Raw genomic sequence first — 21,969 nt, 5'->3', positions numbered from 1 at the left:
GGTCGTAGCAGAACCAGTGCCCGGCAGCGACTACAACCTCAGCTCCCCAGGTGTCGCCCCGAACAGTTGCTTGAACGCCGCGATGTAGGCGGAGGTCGAGTCATACCCACAGCCCAGCGCCGCCTGGGTGACCGTCTCCCCCGCCTCCAGCAGCGCCAGCGACGACAGCAGGCGCATGCGCTGGCGCCAGTTGCGAAAGCTCAACCCGGTCTCACGCTGGAACAGGCGCATCAGGGTCTTCTCCGACACGCCCAGCAGCACCGCCCATTGCTGCAGGGTCTGCGGCTGGTCGGGCGCGGCGATCAGCCCGTTGCACAGCGCCAGCAGGCCAGGATGGCGTGGCAGCGGTAGCGAGAACCCCACCTGCGGCAGGGTCCGCAACTGATCCAGCAACACCGCCACCAACCGTGCCTCGGCACTGTCGCCTTCCGGGTAGGTCACCGCAAAGGTACAGAACTGCTTGATCAGCTCTCGCGCCAGCGGCGTGACCTCCAGCACCCGGCACTCGGCCGATGCCCATGGGCAGGCATCACCACGCACGTAAAGGCTGCGCATCTCGGCCTGCATCGAGGTCACCACCTCATGCTCGGTGCCCGCCGGAATCCACACTCCCCACTGCGGTGGCGCAAAATAGCTGCCGTCGCTGGTATAGACCCCGAGCACACCGCTGATGGCGTACGAAAACTGCACCCAGTCGTGTCGGTGGCGGGTGGTCCAGGAGCCCGCGCCGAGGCTTTCGGCGCGGGCGTAGAGCGGCCTGGGCAAGCGCTCCAGGGCGGGGATGGCACGGGGTCCGGTGATCGGCATGATGGGGCCTTGTGTCTCGGGACGGACAAGGGTATCAGCCATCGCCCGCGCCCATGGAGTCCAGCTCGATCAGTCATGCGCGGTTCACCTAGCGCTCGACGATCGCCGTCACCCCCTGCCCGCCCGCCGCGCAGATAGAGATCAGCCCCCGACCTTTGCCACGCTCGTTCAGCAGCTTGGCCATGTTCGCCAGAATCCGTCCGCCGGTCGCCGCGAACGGATGCCCTGCCGCCAGCGAACTGCCCTTCACGTTCAGCTTGCTGCGGTCTATTGCCCCCAGCGGCGCTTCGAGCCCCAGCCGCGTGCGGCAGTAGTCCGCGTCCTCCCAGGCCTTCAGCGTGCACAGCACCTGGGCGGCGAAGGCTTCATGGATTTCGTAGTAGTCGAAGTCCTGCAGGGTCAGGCCATTGCGCGCCAACAAACGTGGCACTGCATATACCGGCGCCATCAGCAGGCCCTCCTGGCCATGGACGAAATCGACCGCCGCCGTTTCGCCATCGACCAGGTAGGCCAGCACCGGCAAGCCATGCTCTTGGGCCCAGGCCTCGCTGCCCAACAGCACCAGCGAAGCGCCGTCGGTCAGCGGCGTGGAATTGCCCGCCGTAAGTGTGCCCAGGCCGCTGCGGTCGAACACCGGCTTGAGCTTGGCCAGCTGTTCGAGGGTGAGGTCCGGGCGCAGGTTGTTGTCGCGGGTCAGCCCCAGGTAGGGCGTGAGCAGATCGTCCTGCCAGCCGTCGCGATAGGACGCCGCCAGGTGCTGGTGGCTGAGCAACGCCAGCGCGTCCTGATCGGCGCGTTCAATCTGCCAGGTCTGCGCCATGCGCTCGCAGTGCTCGCCCATGGACAGCCCGGTGCGCGGCTCGCCATTGCGCGGCAGCTCGGGCTTGAGCAGGCCTGGGCGCAGCTTGAGGAAAGGCTTCAGCCGCTCGCCCAGGCTCTTGCCACGATTGGCCTGCAGCAGGATCTGCCGCAGCCCCTCGCTCACCGCGATGGGCGCGTCCGACGTGGTATCGACACCCCCGGCGATACCGCTGTCGATCTGCCCGAGGGCGATCTTGTTGGCCACCAGCAACGCCGCCTCCAGGCCCGTACCGCAAGCCTGCTGGATGTCGTAGGCCGGCGTCTGTGGCGACAGGCGCGAGCCAAGCACGCACTCGCGGGTCAGGTTCATGTCGCGTGAATGCTTGAGCACCGCGCCCGCCACCACTTCACCCAGGCGTAGCCCGTGCAGGCGATAGCGCTCCACCAGGCCTTCAAGGGCCGCGGTGAGCATCGCCTGGTTGCTGGCCTTGGCATAGGCACCATTGGAGCGGGCGAAGGGAATCCGGTTGCCACCCAGGATCGCGACCCGTCTGGTTGCATGCATGCCTGTTCCTCCTGAAACAATTTGATCCCTAAGACTAGGTTCTTTTAACGCATTCGAACGCCCCCGCTACAAACTTGGTCCACACTTGCATGCTTGCCTTCAGGGAGAACCGTACATGAGCGATCGCTATCTGGGCTTTGCCAACTCCACCCTCGGCCGCAAGCTGGTCGACGCCCTCGGCCTGCCGCGCCCGGTGCCGCTGGAGCGCTGGCAGCCCGGACGCCTGCGCCCCGTCGAGGGTGCGCTGGTGCTCGGCGGCGGGCCGCTGGCGGAACGGGTCGCCGCCCTGGCGCCGCGCCTGACCGCCGACTGCTACAGCTTCGACTCCGACGCACTGGATGCCCCCGCCTGGGTCGCCGGCCTGGGGCCGAAGCTCAAGGCCGTGGTGTTCGATGCCAGTCACTTGTCCGACAGCGATGCCCTCAGGCAGTTGCGCGAGTTCTTCCAGCCGTTGCTGCGCAGCCTCGCCCCCTGTGCCCATGTGGTGATTCTCGGCCGTGCCCCGCAGAGCCTTGCCGACCCGCTGGCCAGCGTCGCCCAGCGGGCGCTGGAGGGGTTCTCCCGCTCGCTGGCCAAGGAGCTGCGCAACGGCGCCACGGCCAACCTGCTGTATGTCGGCGACGGCGCCGAGGACCAGCTCGAAGGCGTGCTGCGCTTCTTCCTCTCGCCCAAGAGCGCCTTCGTTTCCGGCCAGGTCCTGCGCCTGTCGCCCTGCGCCGTGCAGGTCGCCGACTGGACCCGACCACTGGCCGGTCGTCGCGCCCTGGTCACCGGTGCCGCGCGCGGCATCGGCGCGGCCATCGCCGAAACCCTGGCCCGCGATGGCGCCGAGGTCACGTTGCTCGACGTGCCCCAGGCGCAGCGCGATCTCGACGCCCTCGCCGCACGCCTGGGTGGCCGCGCCCTGGCCCTGGACATCTGCGCCGCCGATGCCGCCACGCAACTGGTCGAGGCCCTGCCGGAGGGCCTCGACATCGTCGTGCACAACGCCGGCATCACCCGCGACAAGACCCTGGCCAACATGACCCCGGAGTATTGGGACGCGGTGCTGGCCGTCAACCTCAAGGCCCCCCAGGTACTGACCCAGGCATTGCTCGATGCGGGCAAGCTGCACGACGATGCTCGCGTCACCCTGCTCGCCTCGGTCAGCGGTATCGCCGGCAACCGTGGACAATCCAACTACGCCGCCAGCAAGGCCGGGCTGATCGGCTTCGCCCAAGCCTGGGCACCGCGCCTGGCCCCCCAGGGCGCCAGCATCAACGCCGTGGCGCCGGGCTTCATCGAAACGCACATGACCGCGGCCATGCCCATGGGCCTGCGCGAGGCCGGCCGGCGCCTGAGCTCGCTGGGCCAGGGCGGCTTGCCGCAGGATGTCGCCGAGGCCATCGCCTGGCTCAGCCAGCCCGGCTCGGGGGCGATCAACGGCCAGGCGCTGCGCGTCTGCGGCCAGGCACTGATGGGAGCCTGACCATGAGCCGATCCTGGCACGACCTGCACCACCCCGACTCGCGCCTGAGCCTGTATCTGCGTGCCCTCGGCAAGCGCAAGATCCGTGGCAGCCAGTTGCCGGGCCAGGGGCTGCGCTGCTTCCTGCGAGTCGATGCGGACAACCTCGCGGCCTATCGTCGGCTCTGCCACTTCGCCGACGATGGCCGGCTACCGGGTACCTACCCGCATGTCATGGCCTTCAGCCTGCAACTGCAGCTGCTCACCGCCAACGATTTTCCCTTCCCCCTGCTGGGCCTGGTGCACCTGCACAACAACCTGCAGGTCCTGCGCCCGTTGGGTGGCATCGATGGCCTGCGCTTCGCGGTGTACGCCGACAACCTGCAGCCTCATGAAAAAGGCGGCACCTTCGATCTGGTGACCGAGGCCGAGGATGGGCTTGGCCTGCTCTGGCGCGAGACCAGCCGCATGCTGGTGCGAGGCCTGAAACTCGACCCGCAGGCTGCCGAGCCTCAGGAAACGGAGCCCGCCGCGCTGCCGGAGGCCACCCGCTGGTACGCCGACAGCGATATCGGTCGGCGCTACGCCAGGGTCTGCGGCGACTACAACCCGATTCACCTGAGCAATGTCACGGCGCGCCTGTTCGGCTTCCCCAGGGCCATCGCCCATGGCATGTGGAGCACGGCCATGGCCCTGGCGGCGTTGCAGGGGCACCTGCCGAAAGCGGGGTACGCGTTCGCGGTGGATTTCCGCAAGCCGGTGCGCCTGCCGTCCGAGGTGGTGCTGAGCGCCAGCGAGGCGGGGCCGGAAGGCGCATTGCGGCTGGATGGGCACGGCGGGCTGGTCCATATGGTCGGGAGCTGGCGCTCGCTTTGAGTGCCGGGCGCACTTGCTTTGCAAGTGGCCTCGCCGGAAGCTATGCGCCACGAGGAGACCCCGATGAACCTGCAAGAACTGACCGAACGCCTGCACCGCATCCGCGACACCAACGATTGGCGCGGTTTTCATAGCCCAAAGAATCTGGCCATGGCCGCCAGCGTCGAGATGGCCGAGCTGGTGGAGATCTTCCAGTGGCTGACCGAGGACGAGTCGCGCCAGCTGCCCGCCGACAAGCTTGCCCACGCGGGCCAGGAAGTGGGCGATATCGTGCTCTACCTGCTGTTGCTGTGCAGCGAGCTGGGCCTGGACATGAATGAAGTGGTACGCGCCAAGCTGACCGACAGCGAGAGGCGCTTCGCCAAATGAACGACCGTCACTTCGATGAACTGGCCAGCCGCTTCGCTGAGAAGATCTACGGTGGTGCCAAAGGCGCCATCCGCCTGGCGGTGCTCCAGGCGGATCTGGCCGAAACGCTGCCCGACCGCCCGCTGCGAGTGCTCGACATCGGCGCCGGCCTGGGCCACATGGCCCTGTGGCTGGCCCAGCGCGGCCATCACCTGACGTTGGCCGAGCCCGCCGCGCCCATGCTCGACGGCGCCCGTGCCCGCTTCGCCGAGGCTGGTCAGCCGGCGACGTTCATCCAGGCGCCCTGGCAGGACCTGCTCGGACAGCTCACCGAACCGTATGACCTGGTGCTATGCCATGCGGTGCTCGAGTGGCTGGCCGAGCCCGAAAGCATCCTGCCGGTGCTGCACCAGCTGACCGCTCCGGGCGGCTGGCTGTCGCTGGCCTTCTACAACCGCGACGCGCTGGTCTATCGCAACCTGCTCAAGGGCCATTTCCGCAAGATGCGCAGTAACCGCCTGGCCGGCGAGAAGCAGAGCCTGACCCCGCAGAAACCACTTGATCCGCGCCAACTCAAGGCGCAACTTGAAGCCTTGTGGCAGGTCGAAAGCGAGAGCGGTGTGCGAGTGTTCCACGACTACATGCCCAAGGAGTTCCAGGCCAAGGCCGAGCTGCTCGACCTGCTGGAAATGGAGCTGGCGCACCGTCGCCACCCCAGCTTCGCCGGGCTGGGCCGCTACCTGCACTGGATCTGCCGCCCCCACTGACCGCCTTGCCAGGAGGACCCATGCCATACCGCTCGCTCTGCCTGGCCCTGCTGTCCCTGGCCCTGGCCGGCTGCCAGGGCACCAACCCCTACGTGGCCAGCGGCAATCCCCTGCCGCCGGCACCGCCCCAGGCCGCCACCACTTTCGACGCCAGCGCCTATCCGGCCCCTGCGCGCGACTATGGCCGCTACCGCAGCTGGACCTGGCGCAGCAATCAGCCGCCCGGCGGCCTGGCCAACGCGACCCCGGGCCAACTGGCCGACGCAGTGAGCAGCGCCCTCGACCAACATGGGCTGCGTCCCGCCCGCAATGCGCCAGCCGACCTGCTGGTCAGCGCCGATGTGCGCCTTGAGCGACGCCTGCGCCAAGTGCGCGACTACGACTATGACCCCTACTACGGCCCCTACCCTTACGGCGGCATCGGCTACGGCGGCTATCGCAACGGCTACGGCGCCTACGGCAGCGTGCCGATCGTGCGCACCTACGAAGTCGAGGTGATGGTGGTGCGCATCGACCTGTTCGATGCCCGCAACGGCCAGCCGGTATGGAGCGCCAGCGCCGAAAGCGGCAGCGACAAGGACTCGCCGCGCGAGCGTGAAGGCGCGCTGCGCGAATCGGTGAGCAAGGCGATGAGCGGCTATCCTCCCAGCTAACGTTCAACGGAGAACCATCATGTTGCGCCGTCTCGTTCTACTGTCCCTGGCCCTGCTGCTGGCCGCCTGTTCGAGCAGCAACGTGCAGCAGGACTTCGATGCCAGCCGCGATTTCGCCGCCTACCGCAGCTGGGCCTGGCAGGAGCCGGGGCTGCAATATCGCCCGGACGATCCGCGGATCAAGAGCGACCTGACCGAGCAGCGCATCCGCCAGGCGGTTGCCGGCCAGCTCGACCAGCGTGGCCTGCGCCCGGTACAGGGCAATGCCCGGCCCGATGTGAAAGTGCGCGCCTATCTGATCGTCGAGCAACGCCAGCAACAGATCACCACCAACTACGGCGGCGCCTGGGGCGGCTATTGGGGGGGCTACTGGGGCGGGCCGATGTACAACGAGACCCGCAGCGTCGATTACAAGGTGGCGACCATCCAGATCGACCTGTTCGATGGTCGCGACGGCAAACTGGTATGGCGTGGCAGCGCCGAGCAGATCATGAACAACTACCCACCCAGCCCGCAGGAGCGCAACGCGGCGATCCAGAAGACCGTGGCCCAGGTACTGGGTAACTACCCGCCTCATTGAGGCGAGCGCTCCCTATCAGGAGCGGGCCGGTGAATCAAGGCAACTTGCCATCATCTTGACTACACTCCTTGCACCGCCGCCACGCTGCCGGGCCCCAGGCCGGCAAAGGAGTGCCCGTGGTTTCCCGTTCCGCTGTGCGCCAACGCGGCGCGATCGGCCTGATGGCCGCGCTGACCATGGGCCTGGCCCTGGTGTTCATGCTCCTGACCGTCGACAGCGGCCGCCTCTACCTCGAGCAGCGCAAGCTTCAGCGCACCGCCGACATGGCCGCGCTGGAGGCCGCCGAGCACGGCGGGGTCTGCACCGGCAGCGGCCCGCAGGCCTCGACCTTGGCTCGCACCGCCGCCACCCGCAACGGCCACGCTCCGCAAAAGCCACTGATCGCCAGTTGCGGCTACCTGCGCATCGGCAACGACAACCTGCGCACCTTCACCGCCGATACCACGCGCAACGAGGCGATAAAGGTCGAGGTCCGCAATATAGTGACCACCAGCGTCGCCGGCGGGGTATACGCCCTGGCCCAGGGCGGCGCCATCGCCCGTACCACCACCCTGCATGCCAGCGCGGTGGCCGCGAGCCCCGGGCCACCCCAGGCGATGCTGAGCATCCGCAGCACCCTGGTCACGGTCAATTCGAACCAGGGCTCGGTGCTCAACGCCCTGCTCAAGGCGCTGGGTGGCTCGGCGCAGCTCGACCTGCTGGGCTGGCAAGGCATCGCCAATACCCGCCTCAACCTGTTGCAGTATCTCGATCAGTTGGCCGTGGACCTGAACCTGAACGTAGGCGACTACCAGCAGCTGCTCAACCTCGATACCAGCGCCACGGTGCTGTTGCAGGCCGCGGTGAAAGTCCTGCAGCGCAGTGGCGCCGCCGTCGATGTAGCGACCAACCTGGGCAGGATCGCCCTGGACCTGCCGGCCGGGGGACTGCAACTGGGCGAGCTGCTGGACCTGCAGAACGGCACCGCCCAGGCCGGCCTGGACGCCAGCATCCAGCTGCTGCAACTGGTGCAGGGCGTCATCCAGCTGGCGGCCAGCGAGCGCGCGGTCAACGCCGACCTGCCAATCAGCGTCCTGGGCCTGATCAACGGCCGGGTACAGCTGCGGGTGATCGAGCCGCAGCAGATTTCGGCGGTCGGTGATCCGCGCACCGACGAGCTGCGAGTGCACACCGCGCAGATTCGCGCGCTGATATCGCTCGACCTGCCGCTACTGAGCGGTATCGCCGGGCTGCTCAACGCGGTGTTGGACCTGGCGGCGCCGCTGACCAACGTGCTCAACAACCTGCTCGGCCTGGACCTGCTGGGCACCGTGCAATCGCTCACCTGCCTGCTGGGTGTTCCCTGCAAGGTCAGCGACATCAAGCTGCTGGACACTCAGGTGCACATCGATATCGGCCTGGAAGTGGCAGAGGGCACCAGCCGCCTGCGGCCCGCGCCGCCGGACAACTACAGCTGCGCGCCCAAGAGCCTGACCACCCTCACCCAACGCTCGGCGGCGAAGATCGCGATCGGCAGTTTCGATACCCCGCAAGACTTCCTCACCAACGGCACCACGGCGGTCAAGGCCCTGCCACTGATCGACATCGGCACCAACTACTGCAGTCGCTTGCTGATCCTGCCACCGTCGTGCGGCACTCGCGTGCCTTACGCAGGCGGAGGTATCGGCCTACGGGTCGACACCAAGCTGCTGGGCAGCGGACCTGTGGAGAAAACGCTGGTGTTCGCCGGCGACAAAGCGCCACCGAACATCGGTCTTCCCCCGTTTTTCCAGCCCATGGACAGCGACCAGGCCCAGGTGGTCGCCAGCCTGGCCGATACGCTGTCGGGCGTTCGCCTGGAAGCGTACAAGCCCACCAGCAACAGCGGTCTCGGCCAGGTCCTGGTGCTCACCGCTGGCCTGCTCGACGGCGTGAGGAACATCCTCGACCCCTTGATCAGGAATTTGCTCAGCCCACTGCTCGACCCGCTGGTCAACGGTTTGCTCAAGGTGCTGGGAATCGACCTGGCCAATGCCGAGGTCGGCACGAACCTCAGTTGCTCCAGCGGCCACGCTCAGTTGGTGCTGTGAAGCGGCAACACGACCTGGAAGCATGCCCCTTCGATGGCGTTGGCGACCGTCAGGCTGCCACCCATGCGGCTGACGATGCCATGGCTCACCGACAGCCCCAGCCCGGTACCGACGCCAGCCGGCTTGGTGGTGAAAAAAGGCTCGAAGATGCGTTCGTGCAACCGCGGATCGATCCCTCCGGCGTTGTCCTCCACCAGCAGGCACAGCCGCTCGCCCTGCACGACCTGGCGCACCCGGATCCACGGCTGTTGCCGCCCTTTTTCCAACAATGCGTCGCGGGCATTGACCATCAGGTTGATCAACACTTGTTCCACCTGGTCCTGATGCCCGAGCACCTGGGGTTGCGCCTCTGGCCGTTCCAGGCACAGTTCGACGCCCTTGCCCCGCAGGCCTTCCTCGAGCAGCGCCCTGGCGCCCTCCACCGCGGCCCAGGCGGCGAAACGCTCACGTTCGACCGCCGAGCGCCGACCATATACCCGCATGTGCTCCACCAACCGGGCAGCACGAACGACCTGGCCTTCGATACGGCGTAGCTTTTCCTCCAGGTAGGCTGGATCGGCGGTGCCGCTCTGCAGACGCTTGAGGGTGTTGCCCACCGCCATCTGCATGACATTGAGCGGTTGGTTGATCTCATGCACCAGCCCCGTCGCCAGCTCGCCGAGGGTGGCCATCTTGGCGCCCTGCAGCAGTTGCTGCTGGCTGCGCCGGACGTCGGTGTTGTCGCGCCCCACCGCCTGGACTTCGAGCAGGCGGCCCTCGGCGTCGAACAGCCCGCGATCGGCCCATACCCACCAGGCGTGCTCGCGGCCCGGCAGTTGCACGCAGATTTCCGCGCTGCCCAGCGGTTGCTCCGGGGTCAGCGCCTGCAGGCGCTGGACGAACGCCTCGCGCTGGCTGTCGGAGAACCACTGGCCCAGGTCCGCGCCTTGCAGCTGCTCTGGCGCGCAGCCCAGGTAATCGGCCAGTGGCCGGTTGCCGAAAAGCAACGTCAGGTCCGGGCGGTAACGGCAGATCATCGCAGGCGAATCCTCCACCAGCACGCGATAGCGTTCCTCGCTCTGGCGCATGCGTTCGGCCGCCTCGGTCGCCTCACTGACATCCAGCCACAGGCCGACCACCTCCAACGGCTGGCCCAGGTCGTCGCGCAGCAGGCGCGCCTCGTCGTGCATCCAGTGGTAGCCACCGAGGTGATCGCGCAGCCGATAACGACAGCGCACCTGCCCCTCGCGCAGCAGGCTGCGCGTGCGTTCCAGCCACAGCGGGCGATCTTGCGGATGCACCGCCAGGCCTGGCTGGCGCGCCTGCTCGCTGTCGGCGGCCCAGCCCAGCAACGGTCCCAGGCTGGCACTGAAGAAGTCGCTGTGCAGCGCCCCCTCGGCATAGCGCTGCACATAGATCACCGCCGGCGAGCTGGCGATCAGGTTCTCCAGACGGGCCCGCGCGGCGCCGGCCTGCTGCTCCTGTACCTTGAGCGCACTGATGTCCAGCAGGAAGCCGCGCAACAAGCCACCCTGGCCGTGACCGGCCCAGTGGAACCAGCGCGGCGCGCCCTGTGGATCGGAATCCGCCAGACGGATGCTCAGGCTCAACCCAGCGCCTTCGCGGGCCTGGGCCAGGGCCAGTTGGGCCGCCTCACGGTCGGCCGGGTGCAGGCGTGCCAGCCATTGCGCCGGGCTTGCCTGGCACGGCAGGCCGAATGTGCGGGCCAAGGCCGGCTCCAGGTGCAGGTCGGCGTGCGCCGGCCACTCCCACCACCCGGCACCGAGCTGGCGCTGCAGGTCATCGAGATGATGGGCCTGACGCTGCATTTGCTGGCGGCGATGGCGGACCAGCAGCGGCTCGGCCAGCGTACGCGCCAGCGCCAGCGCCATGTCCGCCGGGGGCACCTGGCGCGCCCCGGCGCACAATATCCAGGCCTCGGCATCCAGGCCCAGGCGATAGGGCACGAGAAACAGCGACACACCGCCGCACAAGGCCAGCAGTTCGGGGTCGTCGCAGACCTCGATCAGGGTGTGGGCCGGCAGCGCGTCCAGCCAGCCTTGCAGCCGCGGGTCGTCGGGCCAGGGCCAGGCCCCCTCGCTGCCGGCGTAGTGCCGCCAACCGCCCGATTCGCGCAGCATCAGGCGCAACGAGCTGGCCTGCCAGTGTTCGGCGAGGCTCTGCAACTGTTCAGCCGTGGTCTGCGCCAGGCGCTCGCTGCCGCATTCACGCAGGGCATGGCCGATTTCCCCGAGCAACGGTCGCTGGCGGTCCCAGCGTTGTTCACGCAGCAGGTCGCCGATGTCGAACAGTTGCAGCATCCAGCCCGACGCCTGGCGTTGCAGCCAGCCGCGGGTATGCAGCGCATGGCCCATGACGGTGCGAAAGTCCAGGTCCAGCGGCTGCCCTTGCCAGTCGGCCGGCTCGCCTTCGAGCACCAGCCAGCTGTGCTGCTCTACATAATCGTGCACGCGGGCCTCGGACCGGGCAGGCAACGCCAGCAAGGTGCGCAGGGGGCCGGCCAGGCGCAGGACCCGCGCCTGGTCGTCGAGCCACACCTGCAGCCCCACGGCAGGCAGCGTCTCGGGCACGGCAACCGGCGCCGCACGCCAGCGATCGAACAGGCCACCGGTCACAGTTGCAGGCTCGCCTGGGCCTGCAGGCGCGCAGGCAGCTTGGGCACGTCACCGATCACGGGCAGCACCAGGGTCGGCAGCACGCCATTGAGACGGTTGCGCGGGTAGTCGATCGACACGGTCAGCACCTTGTCCGCCCCCAGGCTGACCTTGGTATCGGTGATCACGTTGAAGCCCAGGGCATTGGGCATCCACGAGAGCTGCTGGCCGATCACCTGGCGCGCCAGCCCTTGCAGGTCCAGTTCGTAGGTCTTGCTGGTCGGATCCACCGCCACGCAGCGTCGCACCGCCTCGCTGCTGGCCTGGTTGAACGACTGCAGCATGAGCATGGGCAAGGCATAGCTGACCAGCCCGTAGAACACCGCGAAGAACACCATGAACACCGCGACAAACTCGATGGCTACCGCGCCTTTTTGCTGTCCCGCCGGGCCTGCTTTCATGATCGCGTCTACCCTGACTGTGAGACCTGTCTGAAAGCATAGAACCGTTCAACGAATAGGGATGGCAATTTGCCAATGCAAAGCATTGTTCTCCTGATGTGGCTTGCCTTGTGCACCGAACAAGATGTCCGCGAACGGCAAATATCCAACACCCTCACCCTGGGTGTCGCCGCCTGCGCCCTGGCCTGGCTGTTCGCCACCGGGCGCAGCTGGATCGGCGCCGAAGCCAGCGAAGCCGGTTGGGCGCTGGCCATCGTCATGCTGCTCACCCTGCCCGGTTACATGCTCGGCCGCTTCGGCGCCGGCGACGTCAAGCTGATGGGCGCCCTGGCCCTGGCCACCAGCCCGCAGTACGTGCTCGGCACCTTCATCGGCGCCGGGGTCACGGTACTGGCTTGGCTGCTCGGTCGCCGCCGGCTGTGGACCCTGCTCAATCCCAAGGTGAAGAAACGCCTGCAGGCGCTGGCCGAGCAGGTCGGCGACAAGCAGCCCTTCGCCCCTTACGTGCTGGCCGGCTTCCTGCTGACAGCTGTATGGATCCAATAAACGACCGAGCGGTCGAATTCTGGAACTGGACCGATGTACATAATTGCAAAGTGCGACTACTTTTCTAGCAGCCAGAGCGTCTGGCCCGGGAGCAGAGCCGATACAACAGGGAGTTGATCGTGAACAAGTCTGTCAGTGAGGTGAAAGTATTGGTGGTAGACGATCAGCCAGTGATCGTCGAAGAGCTGTGCGAATTCCTCGAAAGCGAGGGCTACCGCTGTGTCCCTGCCCACTCCACCGGGCAGGCCATCGACTGCTACAAGGCCGACGAGGCCATCGGCCTGGTGCTGTGCGACCTGCACATGCCCGACCGCGATGGCATCGAGCTGGTCCGCACGCTGAAGCAGATGGCCGGGCGCGCCGACAAGCAGGACGTGATTCGTGCCCTGCGCGAAGGCTTCGCCGACTACTACCAGAAACCCATGGACCTGAACGAACTGCTCGAAGGCGTGCGCCGCCAGGAGCAGGCGCTGCAGGAGCGGCGCCGCAACTTCCGTGAGCTGGGCAGCCTCAATCAACGCCTGCAGGAACTGGCCGAGTCCATCGACGACCTTTACCAGGATCTGGAAAAAGCCCGGGGCCAGGGCGCCCATCGTCGCGCCACCGACGCCGAGGAAGGCGAGCCGGAGCTGCCGGCCGCCTTCGAGAAGCTCTCACCCCGGCAACTGGAGGTCGCCAAGCTGGTGAGCAAGGGCAAGACCAATTACCAGATCGCCTGCGAGCTGGGCATCACCGAGAACACCGTGAAGCTGTATGTGTCCCAGGTGCTGCGCCTGACCCACATGCACAACCGCACGCAGCTGGCATTGGCGTTGACGCCGCGCTCGTCGCCGGTACATCAGCGGTTCACCACCCACTGACCTGCTAACGGGCCTCCAGCATCGCGCACTTGCGTGGGAGCGGCTTTAGCCGCTCCCACAGGGTCTCGGCGGCTCTCGAAGTCGCTCCACTCAGTTGTTCGACGAATTGATCTTCGTCCACCGATAGAAATCCGGAATCGCGTACTTGTAGCTGTCCAGCCAGCGCTGCATGGCCTGGTCGCGCTCCTTGTCGGTCTGCACCTGGCGCACGCTGGACGCCTCGCGGTTGCTCGCCTGCACCTGCAGCAGGGCTTCGGTGGCCGTCTCCGGACGCGGTTTGCGCGGCGGCTCTTGCGCCTGTGCCAAAAGCGGCGCTACCAGACACGCCAGGACGATCCAGGGCTTGAACATGATCACCTCCTGCTCAGTTGATGACAGCGGCCGACGTGTCGGTCGCCGCGAGCGGCCCGCGGCCGGTGGAACGGATGCGCTGCGCCCGGGCCTGGGCTTCGGCGAACTGCTCGGGCTTGAGACGCAGGCGGTTCACCAGGTCCTCGGCCTGGGTCCAGTTGTCCTGCACCAGCGACAAGGTCACCAGGTTGATCGCCGGCAAGGCGTTGTCGTCCTTGAGCTCGATGGCCGTCAGGAACTCGAAACGCGCCTGCTCCAGGTGCCCCAGGTTCATCTGCACCACGCCCAGGTCGTTGCGCACCTTTTCGTCGGTCGGTGCCAGGCGCACTGCGCGCTGCAGGTTGCGCAGCGCCTGCGCGTCGTCGCCCCGGGCCGAGGCCAGCTGCCCCAGGCCATGCTCGCCTTCGGCGGCCAGGCAGCCTCCGAGCAGGCTGCGATACAACGGCTCGGCCTCGCCGCGCCCGAGCTGGCGCAACACCTTGGCCTTGCGCAGGCGCACCTGATCGAGGGTGTCAGGCAACCGCTCCAGGTGGGCCAGCCCGGCATGCGGTCGGCCTTCGCTGATCATCTGGTCGGCCATGTCCAGGCTCAACTGCTGGTCGGCATCGGGCTTGCCGCAGGTGCCACCGCCGAGCAAGCGGGCCAGGCCTTCGGGCTGCTGGCCGGCACAACCGGCGAGCAGCAACAGGCCACTGAACAGCAGGATCGCTTTCATCGCATCTCTCCCTCGACACAAGACATTACCGACCAATCCAATCCAGCCCGCTCCCAGAGGGTATCGATGGCTATCGACCGTCATGACCCCAACGCCCGGGCCAACGCGGAGAACCCCGGCCCGGCCAGGACAATGAGCAAGGCCGGAAACAGGAACACCATCATCACCGCCGACATCTTTGCCGACATCTTCGACACCCGCTCCTGCAGGCCGGTAAGGCGCCGGTCATCGAGCAGTTCCTTGAGCGCCAGCAGCGATTTCATCGAACCACTGCCCTGCGCCAACAACTGCTGGAGGATCACGCAGGTGTCGATCAACTCGTCCACCGCCAGCAGGCGCGCGGTCTTCTCCAGCTCCGGCCCCAACGCCAGGCCCGAATCGACGCGCTGCAACACCAGGCGCAGTTCATCGCTGATGTTCGGCACCAGGCTGCGGCCCTCATGGGCCAGCACGCGCAGGGCCTGCTCCACCGCCAGCCCGGTTTCGAAGAGGATGCGCAGCAACGGAATCAGCAGGCTCACCTCCTGGGCGATCTGCCGCTGGCGCCGCGCCGCCGCTGCCGCCAGCAGGCGCTTGGGCAACAGATAACCCGCGCCCAGCGCGCAGAGCAGCAGCACGCTCCAATGCCCACGGCTCTGAGTGGGCAGGCCGTGGGTCAACAGCAACGCCGCACCGACCGCCACCACCGGCAAACCCAGCTGCACCGCGGCGAACAGCGCCCGTTGCCGGCTGCGTCGCCAACCCAGCCGGTCGAGCAACGCCTGGGTTTCGCCGTCCAGGCGTTGCAGACGCCGCCCCAGCGGGCTGCTGCCCAGCCATTGCAGCCAGTCGCCCAGCCGTTCGTCACGGGCCAGCCGCCCTTGCAGACGCCGCGCCACCCGCTGCCGGGCACGCAACTGGCGCGCGGCCTGCAAGGCCAGCAAGGCGAAGGCGGCGAACAGGCAAAGCGTACTGAGCAGCAGGGCCATGCTCACAAACTCCTCATCATGCGCCACAGCACCAGGCAACCGATGGCCTGCAGGGCGAAGGCGAACAGCAGCATCAGCTGCCCGTGACTGTCGCGCCACATGGCCAACAGGTAACCGGGGTTGGCGAGCAGGAAGTAGCCGACCATGGCCAGCGGCAGCGCGCCGAGGATCACCGCCGTGATGCGCGTTTCCCCGGTCATGGCGCGCAATTGCCGATCGCCCTGTTCATGTTCGCGGATCAGCTTGATCAGGTTCTCCAGCAGCTCGCTGGCATTGCCGCCGTGACGCTGGTTGATACGCAGCCCCAGGGCGAACATGCGCAGCTCGTCCTGGCGGTAGAGCTCGGCGAATTCGCTGACCGCGTCCTCCAGCGGCACGCCCAGCTGCACGTTGCGGCGCACCCGCAGCATGGCCGAACGCAGCGGCTCGCGGGTGCTGTCGATACCGCCGAGCACCGCCTCGTTGAGGGTGCGCCCGGCCTTCAGGCTGCGCACGCTGTAGTCGAGCAGGCCGGGCAGTTGCTGGATGATCTGCCGCAACCGGCGTCGGCAGCGCCAGCTCAGGTAGAAATAGCCGAGCAGGGGCAGTCCCAGCCAGGCCATCAGCGCCGCCACCCAGCCGCCCAGCAACCCGGCCGCCAGCGTCAGTGCCAGCCAGCCCGCCAGCCAGGGCCCGGGGGAAAACTCCACATGGGCCAGCCCAGCGCGCAGCAGCAACGGGTCGAGCCAGTCGCGCCGGACGCTGCCCGTGCGCACCAGCCGAAAGGCGCGGCCCAGCCGCTGCAGGATGCGCTCCTCGCCGCGCTTGTACAGGCCCAGGCGCCACAGCAACAGCGCCATGCCCAGGCACAACGGCGACAGCGCCAGCAGCAGCGGCCCCATCACAGCACCCCCTCGTGACGCAGCTTGCTGCCCGCCGGGTTCGGCGCCTCGCGCAAGAAGGCATCGCCGCTGCGCCGGTCGAGGCGGAACAGGGTGTTGGTGACATACACATCGTCACGCACGCCGACCACCTCCAGCACCTCGCTGACGCAACGCCGGCCATCGGCCAGGCGGGTCAGCTGGATCACCACGTCCAGCGCCGCGCAGATCATCTGTCGCAAGGTCTTCTCGGCAACCTGTCGTCCGGTCAGGCCGACCAGGGTCTCCAGCCGCAGCAGGGCGTCCTGGGCGCTATTGGCGTGCACCGTGCTCATCGAGCCGTCGTGGCCGGTGTTCATCGCGGTCATCACGTCGATCACCTCGGCCCCGCGGATCTCGCCTAGGATGATGCGGTCCGGGCGCATGCGCAGGGCGTTGCGGATCAGCTCGCTGGCCTTGATCTCGCCATGGCCCTCGGCATTCGGCGGACGGGTTTCCAGGCGCACCACGTGGGGGTGGTGCAGTTGCAGTTCGGCGACATCCTCGATGGTCACCAGGCGCTCCTGCGGCGCGATCATCTGGCTGAGGATGTTGAGCAAGGTGGTCTTGCCGGTGCCGGTGCCGCCACTGACGAGGATGTTGCAGCGCCGGCCCACGGCCCGTTCGAGAAAGTCGTAGATGGCCTGGTCGATGGCGCGGGTGGCCAGCAGGTCGGCGCTCTTGAGCATGTCCTGGCGGAACTTGCGAATCGACAGGCATGGCCCGTCCAGCGCCACGGGCGGGATGATCGCATTGACCCGGCTGCCGTCGGGCATGCGCGCATCGACCATGGGCGACGACTCGTCCAGGCGCCGTCCCAGGGGCGCGAGGATGCGTTGCATCACCCGTTCGACATGATGGGCGTCGATGAAGCGCAGGTCGGTCTGTTGCAGCAGGCCGCCACGCTCGACGAACACCCGATACGGGCCATTGACCAGGATCTCGGTGATGCTCGGGTCACGCAGCAACACCTCCAGCGGACCGTAGCCGGTCAGCTCGTCGACGATCTCCTCGCCCAGGCGCTCCATCTCGTAGCGCGACAGGGCCAGGCGCAAGCGCGCCACATAGTCGCCAACCTGCTCCAGGACGAACTGCGCCAGTGCGGGGCGCGCGCCTTCGAGCAGGTTGCGGCCGCTGTCCTCGATGGCATCGATGACATGCCGGTGCAGGGCCCGCTTGAGCACCTGCGGATCGCTGGCCGCGTGGCGTGGCCCGCCAAAGGGTTCTTCGTTGCTCATCGGTTGCCCCACAGACGGCGTAACCAGGCATGAGCCGGCGGCGCGAGGTTTTCCGAGCGCCGCGCCAGGCGCTCGCCGAGGCCGCGCAGGGCCTGGGTCAGGCTCTCGCGCGGGGCCAGTTCGAACAGGCTCAGGCCCTGGTTCTTGGCGTTCAGACGCAGTTCCGGGCTGTACGGCACGACATTGAGCAGCGTCAGCCCATAGCGCTTGGCCAGGGCATCGGCATCCGGCGCCACGTGGCGCAGGTAGCGGTCCACCAGCAGGCTGGCGTGGTCGAGCTTGATGCCGCGATCGCGCCATTGCTCGAGCACGTCCAGGTTGCGCCGGCAGTCGAGGATGTTCTGGTCGGTGTAGACGATCAGCTTGTCGCAGTGGCTGACGATGGTGCGCAGGGCCTCGCTGTCGGCCTGCCCGGTGAGGTTCACGACGATGTGCTGGAAGTGCTGGCGCAAGGCGCCGAGCAGCATGTACAGCTCGGCGGCGCTGGTCTGCTCCAGCGGCTCGTCGTTGTCGGCGTAGGCGAGGATGCGCAGCCCGCCCTTGTCGCGGGTGAAGGCGCTGTCGATCAGGGTCGTGTCGAGGCGCCGCAGGTGGCGCAAGGCGTCACCGAAATGGAACGAGGCCTCCAGGCCCAGCAAGGTCAGGCTATCGCCCCGTGGCAGGCCAAGGTCGAGCAGCAACGTCTGCTGGCCGCTGTCCTGCACCACCCGCGCCAGGTGGGTGGTGAGCAGCGCGCCATCGGCACCCCGCTGGGCCCCGAAGAGCACGGTGAGACCGCCCAGGCTGGGACTGCTGGCGACCGCCGGCAGGCGCTTGCCCAGGCGCCGTACCAGACCCGCCACCTCGCTGGCCCGCGAACCATAGGCGACGAAGTCACGAGCGCCGGCACGCATGGCATGCAGCACCAGCTGGTTGTCCATGCCGTCGCCCAGGGCGACGATGGCCAGCATCGGCTTGGCCTCCAGCAAGCCCTCGATCAAGGCGCACTGGCCGATCAGCTGTTCGCGGTCCAGGCCGATGAACACCAGGTTGCTGAAGGTCATGTCGACCAGCGCCAGCAGCTCGTCGAGGCCCGCGCTGCCAGCGCCGATCACCTGCCCCAATGGCGCCAGGGCGCCTTGCAGCCATTGCAGGTCCTCGTCGTTGCGGGTCAGGGCCAGGTACGTCTGGTTCAGGCTTTCGCTCATTGGGATAACCCGCCACGGCCATCGAAGTTGCCGTTTTCCATGAAGAACAGGCGCCCCCAGCTAGGGTCGTAGGTACGCAGCCCCTCGCCCGGCAGCTCCGGCAGGCGCGCATTGGCGGCCAGGGGCTGGACCAGGTGCGGGGTGACGATCATCAGCAGCTCGGTCTCTTCGCGATTGAGCGCCGACTGGCGGAAGAACGCACCGATGATCGGCAGGTTGCCCAGGCCGGGCATCTTGTCCACGCCCGAGCGCACATTGCTGCTGATCAGGCCGCTGATGATGAAGCTCTCGCCATCGGCCAGCGAGATGCTGGTATCCGTGCGACGCACGCTCAGGCCTGGCACCTGGGTGCCGGCGATGATCACCGCGTTGTTGTAGTCGAGCTCGCTGACCTCCGGGGCCACCTTCAGGGTGATGCGGTTGCGGCTGACCACGGTCGGGGTCAGGGCCAGGCGCACACCGAACTCCTTGTACTCGATCGACACGTTGTCGCTGCCGCTGCTGGGCACCGGGATGGGAATCTCGCCACCGGCCAGGAAACTCGCGGTCAGCCCGCTCAGCACCGTGAGGCTGGGGCGTGCCAGGGTGTAGGCGAAGCCACTGTTCTCCAGGGCGTTGATCATCGCCAGGAAACGACTGCTGCCGCCGCCCCAGACGATGTTGAAAACATCGTTGTCGAGCGGGATGCCAGGCTTCACATTGATATAGCTGCCCGGGTTCGCGCTGTCGGCGACGCTGGGTACATGACCCGGCCGCACCACCGTGTTGGGCACGGTGTTGGGCGAGCCGATCAGCGTGTTGTTCGAACCCTTGAAGAACAGGCGCGCGCCGGCCTCCTTGTACTTGAGGCGACGCACCTCGACAAAGCGGATGTCGGCCTGCACCTGCACGGGCAGGTCCTCCTGCGCCGTCTCGGCCATGTCGGCGCTGGCCCGGCCCTTGACGAAGAGCATGGCCCGGTGCGGCTGGGCGGCGCAGTCGGTCCATAGCATCAGGCTGGTATTGCCCTGCCCCACCGCCGTCAGCAGCACGGCCCGCTCGCCGCTGGGCTGCACATCGGCCACCTTGGGCTCGCCCACCGCCGCCCGGGTGATGGCCACCGGCAAGCGCAGTTCCTGTTGCAGGCCCTGATCCATCTCGATCACCGAAGGCAGCTGGCCGAACGCCGCGCAGCCCTTGGCCGCGCCCTGCGACTGCAGTGGCATGGCCAGGCACAACAGGCACGAGGCCAGCAGCGAACCACGTAGAGAAGCATGCAAAGAACGACGCATGGATTGCATCCTTGCCAGGTCAGGGGGTCTTGTTGCTGTCGCTGTTCTGGGCGCCGCGAATGATCTGCATGGCCGGCGCGCCGGCGGCCGCCGCCGCGGACTGGCTGGCCAGCGGCACCTGGGACAGCTGGCTGAAGCGATAGAGGTTGCGGTTGGCCGCCTCCAGTTGCGGGCGGGCGTCCTGGCCGGACCAGTAGGCCGCCAGCAACTGCTCGTCGGCGCTGCGCACCGCCAGGCGCAAGGTCCCGGCCTGGGCCGCCAGCATCAATCGACTGGCCAGGGCCTCGGGCACGGCCAGGCCGACGGTGCGAGTGGTGTTGCTGTTCAGCGCCTGCTGGTCGCGACGGGCTTTCTGCTCCTCGGCGGTCTGCGCGAGGCGACCATCGTTGGCAAGGCCGGTCTGCTGGTCGACGCTGAGCACGCGCAACGCCGGCAGCACGACCTGGGCCGAAGACTGTGGATTGTTGTTTTCTTCCCGCAAGAACAGCAGCACGTCGACGTAATCACCGGGCCGCAGTTGCCCGCCCGCGCCGATCACATCGTCGACCGCCACCGCCACGGCCCGTTCGTGAGGGCGGATCATGCGGGCCAGAGGGCCGCCTGCCTGAAAGCTCGACGCATCCAGCCAGCTCCCCGCCGCCAGTGGCCGCGCGCTGCTGCGCCCTAACACCTGGTCGAGCTGCTGGAACGCCCCGGCCGGCACGACCTGCAGGCGCTCCACAAGCAGATCCTCTTCACTCAACGGGGTATTGGCAGGCACCGCCCGACGCAGGACGACGATCGGTGAACGCGGCGGTTCCGGGGGCGCCACCGGCACTGGCGCGGCAGGTATCACAGCTTCGCTGGGAACCGTCGCCGGCACCGGCGGCAACTGCGCCGGGCGACTCAGACGCAGCCCCCAGTAACCTGCCAACAGGGCCGCCAGAAGGAACAGGCCGGCGAGGATCATGGTCAAGCGACTGCTCATTTCCGCGCTCCCTGTGCCCTGGACCGATGATGGCAAAAAGTAACTATTTCGCTATTGGACGGTAGTTGAGCCGGGTTCTTTCGCCATTAACTGTGCTGGTTTTTTTGAGCCATGAAATTGACGCTTCAATAAAACAAAAACTTAGAAGCGCTAATTAAAACCAATACTTTTGGACTAATGCTTTCTTACATTTGCAGCCTGCCACGGCTTGGCGATGCTCTGATGGCAAAGGGGTATCACTTTTCAAGCCCCGCAGACCGGCGCCCATCGAGCGCAAGGAGAAGTGCCATGCTGCTGCAACAGATCCTCATCCATGTAAAGACCTTCCTCCAGAGCAAGGACGGCGCCTCCGGCATCGAGTACGCGGTGATCGCGGCCATGGTCGCGGTGGTACTGGCCGGCTTCGTCACGCCGATCTCGACCGAAGTGACAGCAATCTTTACCGATATCAAGACCGCGATCACCCAGTGACCCCTTCTGCGCCCGCATGACGTGCAGTCCCACTCTCTGGAGCCGACCATGCCGACCTCTTCCTTGCGTCAACAGATACTGCTGGTGGACGACGAGGAAGAGGCCTTGCTGGAGTTGGCGGAGCTGCTGGAGAACGAAGGTTTCTGTTGCCACACCGCCACCTCGGTCAGGGCCGCCCTGCAGTTGCTGACCCGCCACCCCGACGTCGCCCTGGTGATCACCGACCTGCGCATGCCCGAAGAAAGCGGCCTGGGCCTGGTCCAGCGCCTGCGCGACCATACAGCGCGCCAGCACCTGCCGGTGATCGTCATGTCCGGGCATGCCGACATGGACGATGTCAGCGACATGCTGCGCCTGCAGGTGCTCGACCTGTTCCGCAAGCCGATCTATCACGCCCGCCTGCTCGAGACCCTGGAGAACCTGTTTCCCAAGCCACTGATGCAGGCAGTGAAATAGCAACACAGTACCTGTAGGAGCGGCCTTGTGTCGCGAAAGGGCTGCGTAGCAGCCCCAGGATCTCAGCGAAAAA

At 67.1% G+C, this 21,969-nt stretch carries 23 protein-coding genes; 11 read left to right on the top strand and 12 right to left on the bottom strand.

Going from position 1 to position 21,969, the window contains the following annotated elements:
* Positions 1-30: 30 nt before the first annotated feature.
* Together N7422_RS26220 and N7422_RS26215 are read right to left on the bottom strand one after the other, a co-directional pair.
* Positions 31-807 (bottom strand): helix-turn-helix transcriptional regulator, encoded by a 777-nt coding sequence (locus N7422_RS26220; RefSeq protein ID WP_279809250.1) that lies wholly within the window; start codon positions 805-807, stop codon positions 31-33.
* Positions 808-895: 88 nt separating this feature from the next.
* Positions 896-2,173: an acetyl-CoA C-acetyltransferase gene (locus N7422_RS26215; protein ID WP_279809249.1), complete on the bottom strand. Its 1,278-nt coding sequence runs from the start codon at positions 2,171-2,173 to the stop codon at positions 896-898.
* Positions 2,174-2,288: 115 nt separating this feature from the next.
* On the opposite strand from N7422_RS26215, the gene N7422_RS26210 reads away from it, so the two are divergent.
* The 7 genes from N7422_RS26210 (at position 2,289) to N7422_RS26180 (ending at position 8,912) form a co-directional block, all read left to right on the top strand.
* Positions 2,289-3,641, top strand: a complete 1,353-nt coding sequence (locus N7422_RS26210) for a 3-oxoacyl-ACP reductase (protein ID WP_279809248.1) — start codon at positions 2,289-2,291, stop codon at positions 3,639-3,641.
* Positions 3,642-3,643: 2 nt separating this feature from the next.
* Positions 3,644-4,495 (top strand): MaoC/PaaZ C-terminal domain-containing protein, encoded by an 852-nt coding sequence (locus tag N7422_RS26205; RefSeq protein WP_279809247.1) that lies wholly within the window; start codon positions 3,644-3,646, stop codon positions 4,493-4,495.
* A 63-nt stretch (positions 4,496-4,558) separates the two neighbouring features.
* Positions 4,559-4,864 carry a MazG-like family protein gene (locus N7422_RS26200; RefSeq protein WP_279809246.1) on the top strand — a complete coding sequence of 102 codons (306 nt, stop codon included), beginning with the start codon at positions 4,559-4,561 and terminating at the stop codon, positions 4,862-4,864.
* The gene (locus N7422_RS26195; RefSeq protein WP_279809245.1) at positions 4,861-5,610 is read left to right on the top strand and encodes a methyltransferase domain-containing protein; all 750 of its coding nucleotides are present in this window, start codon (positions 4,861-4,863) and stop codon (positions 5,608-5,610) included. Before N7422_RS26200 ends, N7422_RS26195 begins: the two co-directional genes overlap by 4 nt.
* Before the next feature lie 20 nt (positions 5,611-5,630).
* On the top strand, positions 5,631-6,263 hold the full coding sequence (locus N7422_RS26190; RefSeq protein WP_279809244.1) for a DUF4136 domain-containing protein: 633 nt from the start codon (positions 5,631-5,633) through the stop codon (positions 6,261-6,263).
* A gap of 19 nt (positions 6,264-6,282) precedes the next feature.
* A complete protein-coding gene (locus N7422_RS26185) occupies positions 6,283-6,843 on the top strand; it encodes a DUF4136 domain-containing protein (RefSeq protein ID WP_279809243.1) in 561 nt (186 codons plus the stop codon).
* 116 nt (positions 6,844-6,959) lie between these two features.
* Complete coding sequence (locus N7422_RS26180; RefSeq protein ID WP_279809242.1) at positions 6,960-8,912, top strand: pilus assembly protein TadG-related protein; 1,953 nt, start codon at positions 6,960-6,962, stop codon at positions 8,910-8,912.
* Here the strand turns inward: N7422_RS26180 and N7422_RS26175 are convergent.
* Together N7422_RS26175 and N7422_RS26170 are read right to left on the bottom strand one after the other, a co-directional pair.
* Positions 8,897-11,527, bottom strand: coding sequence for a PAS domain-containing sensor histidine kinase (locus N7422_RS26175; RefSeq protein WP_279809241.1), 2,631 nt, complete (start codon positions 11,525-11,527; stop codon positions 8,897-8,899). The two genes, N7422_RS26180 and N7422_RS26175, sit on opposite strands and share 16 nt — an antisense overlap.
* Entirely contained in the window at positions 11,524-11,967 is a 444-nt protein-coding gene (locus N7422_RS26170) for a pilus assembly protein (RefSeq protein WP_279809240.1), read from the bottom strand. Before N7422_RS26170 ends, N7422_RS26175 begins: the two co-directional genes overlap by 4 nt.
* Before the next feature lie 75 nt (positions 11,968-12,042).
* Here N7422_RS26170 and N7422_RS26165 point away from each other — a divergent pair, with 75 nt between their 5' ends.
* Both N7422_RS26165 and N7422_RS26160 read left to right on the top strand, forming a co-directional pair.
* On the top strand, positions 12,043-12,513 hold the full coding sequence (locus N7422_RS26165) for an A24 family peptidase (RefSeq protein ID WP_279809239.1): 471 nt from the start codon (positions 12,043-12,045) through the stop codon (positions 12,511-12,513).
* 119 nt (positions 12,514-12,632) lie between these two features.
* Positions 12,633-13,373 (top strand): response regulator transcription factor, encoded by a 741-nt coding sequence (locus tag N7422_RS26160; RefSeq protein WP_279809238.1) that lies wholly within the window; start codon positions 12,633-12,635, stop codon positions 13,371-13,373.
* Between the two features lie 90 nt (positions 13,374-13,463).
* Here the strand turns inward: N7422_RS26160 and N7422_RS26155 are convergent, their stop codons facing one another.
* The 8 genes from N7422_RS26155 to cpaB all read right to left on the bottom strand — a co-directional run bounded on the left by N7422_RS26155 (position 13,464) and on the right by cpaB (position 20,969).
* Positions 13,464-13,724 (bottom strand): DUF3613 domain-containing protein, encoded by a 261-nt coding sequence (locus N7422_RS26155; protein WP_279809237.1) that lies wholly within the window; start codon positions 13,722-13,724, stop codon positions 13,464-13,466.
* A 13-nt stretch (positions 13,725-13,737) separates the two neighbouring features.
* Positions 13,738-14,439, bottom strand: coding sequence for a tetratricopeptide repeat protein (locus N7422_RS26150; RefSeq protein ID WP_279809236.1), 702 nt, complete (start codon positions 14,437-14,439; stop codon positions 13,738-13,740).
* Between the two features lie 80 nt (positions 14,440-14,519).
* On the bottom strand, positions 14,520-15,407 hold the full coding sequence (locus tag N7422_RS26145; RefSeq protein ID WP_279809235.1) for a type II secretion system F family protein: 888 nt from the start codon (positions 15,405-15,407) through the stop codon (positions 14,520-14,522).
* A gap of 2 nt (positions 15,408-15,409) precedes the next feature.
* Positions 15,410-16,291, bottom strand: a complete 882-nt coding sequence (locus N7422_RS26140; RefSeq protein WP_279809234.1) for a type II secretion system F family protein — start codon at positions 16,289-16,291, stop codon at positions 15,410-15,412.
* Positions 16,288-17,544: a CpaF family protein gene (locus tag N7422_RS26135; RefSeq protein ID WP_279809233.1), complete on the bottom strand. Its 1,257-nt coding sequence runs from the start codon at positions 17,542-17,544 to the stop codon at positions 16,288-16,290. Before N7422_RS26135 ends, N7422_RS26140 begins: the two co-directional genes overlap by 4 nt.
* Positions 17,541-18,731, bottom strand: a complete 1,191-nt coding sequence (locus N7422_RS26130) for a pilus assembly protein (protein ID WP_279809232.1) — start codon at positions 18,729-18,731, stop codon at positions 17,541-17,543. Before N7422_RS26130 ends, N7422_RS26135 begins: the two co-directional genes overlap by 4 nt.
* On the bottom strand, positions 18,728-19,936 hold the full coding sequence (locus N7422_RS26125; RefSeq protein ID WP_279809266.1) for a type II and III secretion system protein family protein: 1,209 nt from the start codon (positions 19,934-19,936) through the stop codon (positions 18,728-18,730). Before N7422_RS26125 ends, N7422_RS26130 begins: the two co-directional genes overlap by 4 nt.
* A gap of 85 nt (positions 19,937-20,021) precedes the next feature.
* Entirely contained in the window at positions 20,022-20,969 is a 948-nt protein-coding gene (cpaB, locus tag N7422_RS26120; protein WP_279809231.1) for a Flp pilus assembly protein CpaB, read from the bottom strand.
* Positions 20,970-21,257: 288 nt separating this feature from the next.
* Here cpaB and N7422_RS26115 point away from each other — a divergent pair, with 288 nt between their 5' ends.
* Together N7422_RS26115 and N7422_RS26110 are read left to right on the top strand one after the other, a co-directional pair.
* Positions 21,258-21,440 carry a Flp family type IVb pilin gene (locus N7422_RS26115; RefSeq protein ID WP_279809230.1) on the top strand — a complete coding sequence of 61 codons (183 nt, stop codon included), beginning with the start codon at positions 21,258-21,260 and terminating at the stop codon, positions 21,438-21,440.
* A gap of 48 nt (positions 21,441-21,488) precedes the next feature.
* Entirely contained in the window at positions 21,489-21,896 is a 408-nt protein-coding gene (locus tag N7422_RS26110) for a response regulator (protein ID WP_279809229.1), read from the top strand.
* Positions 21,897-21,969 lie beyond the last annotated feature (73 nt).

This window comes from Pseudomonas sp. GD04091, assembly GCF_029836165.1.
Lineage (GTDB): Bacteria > Pseudomonadota > Gammaproteobacteria > Pseudomonadales > Pseudomonadaceae > Aquipseudomonas.
This window is presented reverse-complemented; position numbering and strand designations above follow the sequence as displayed.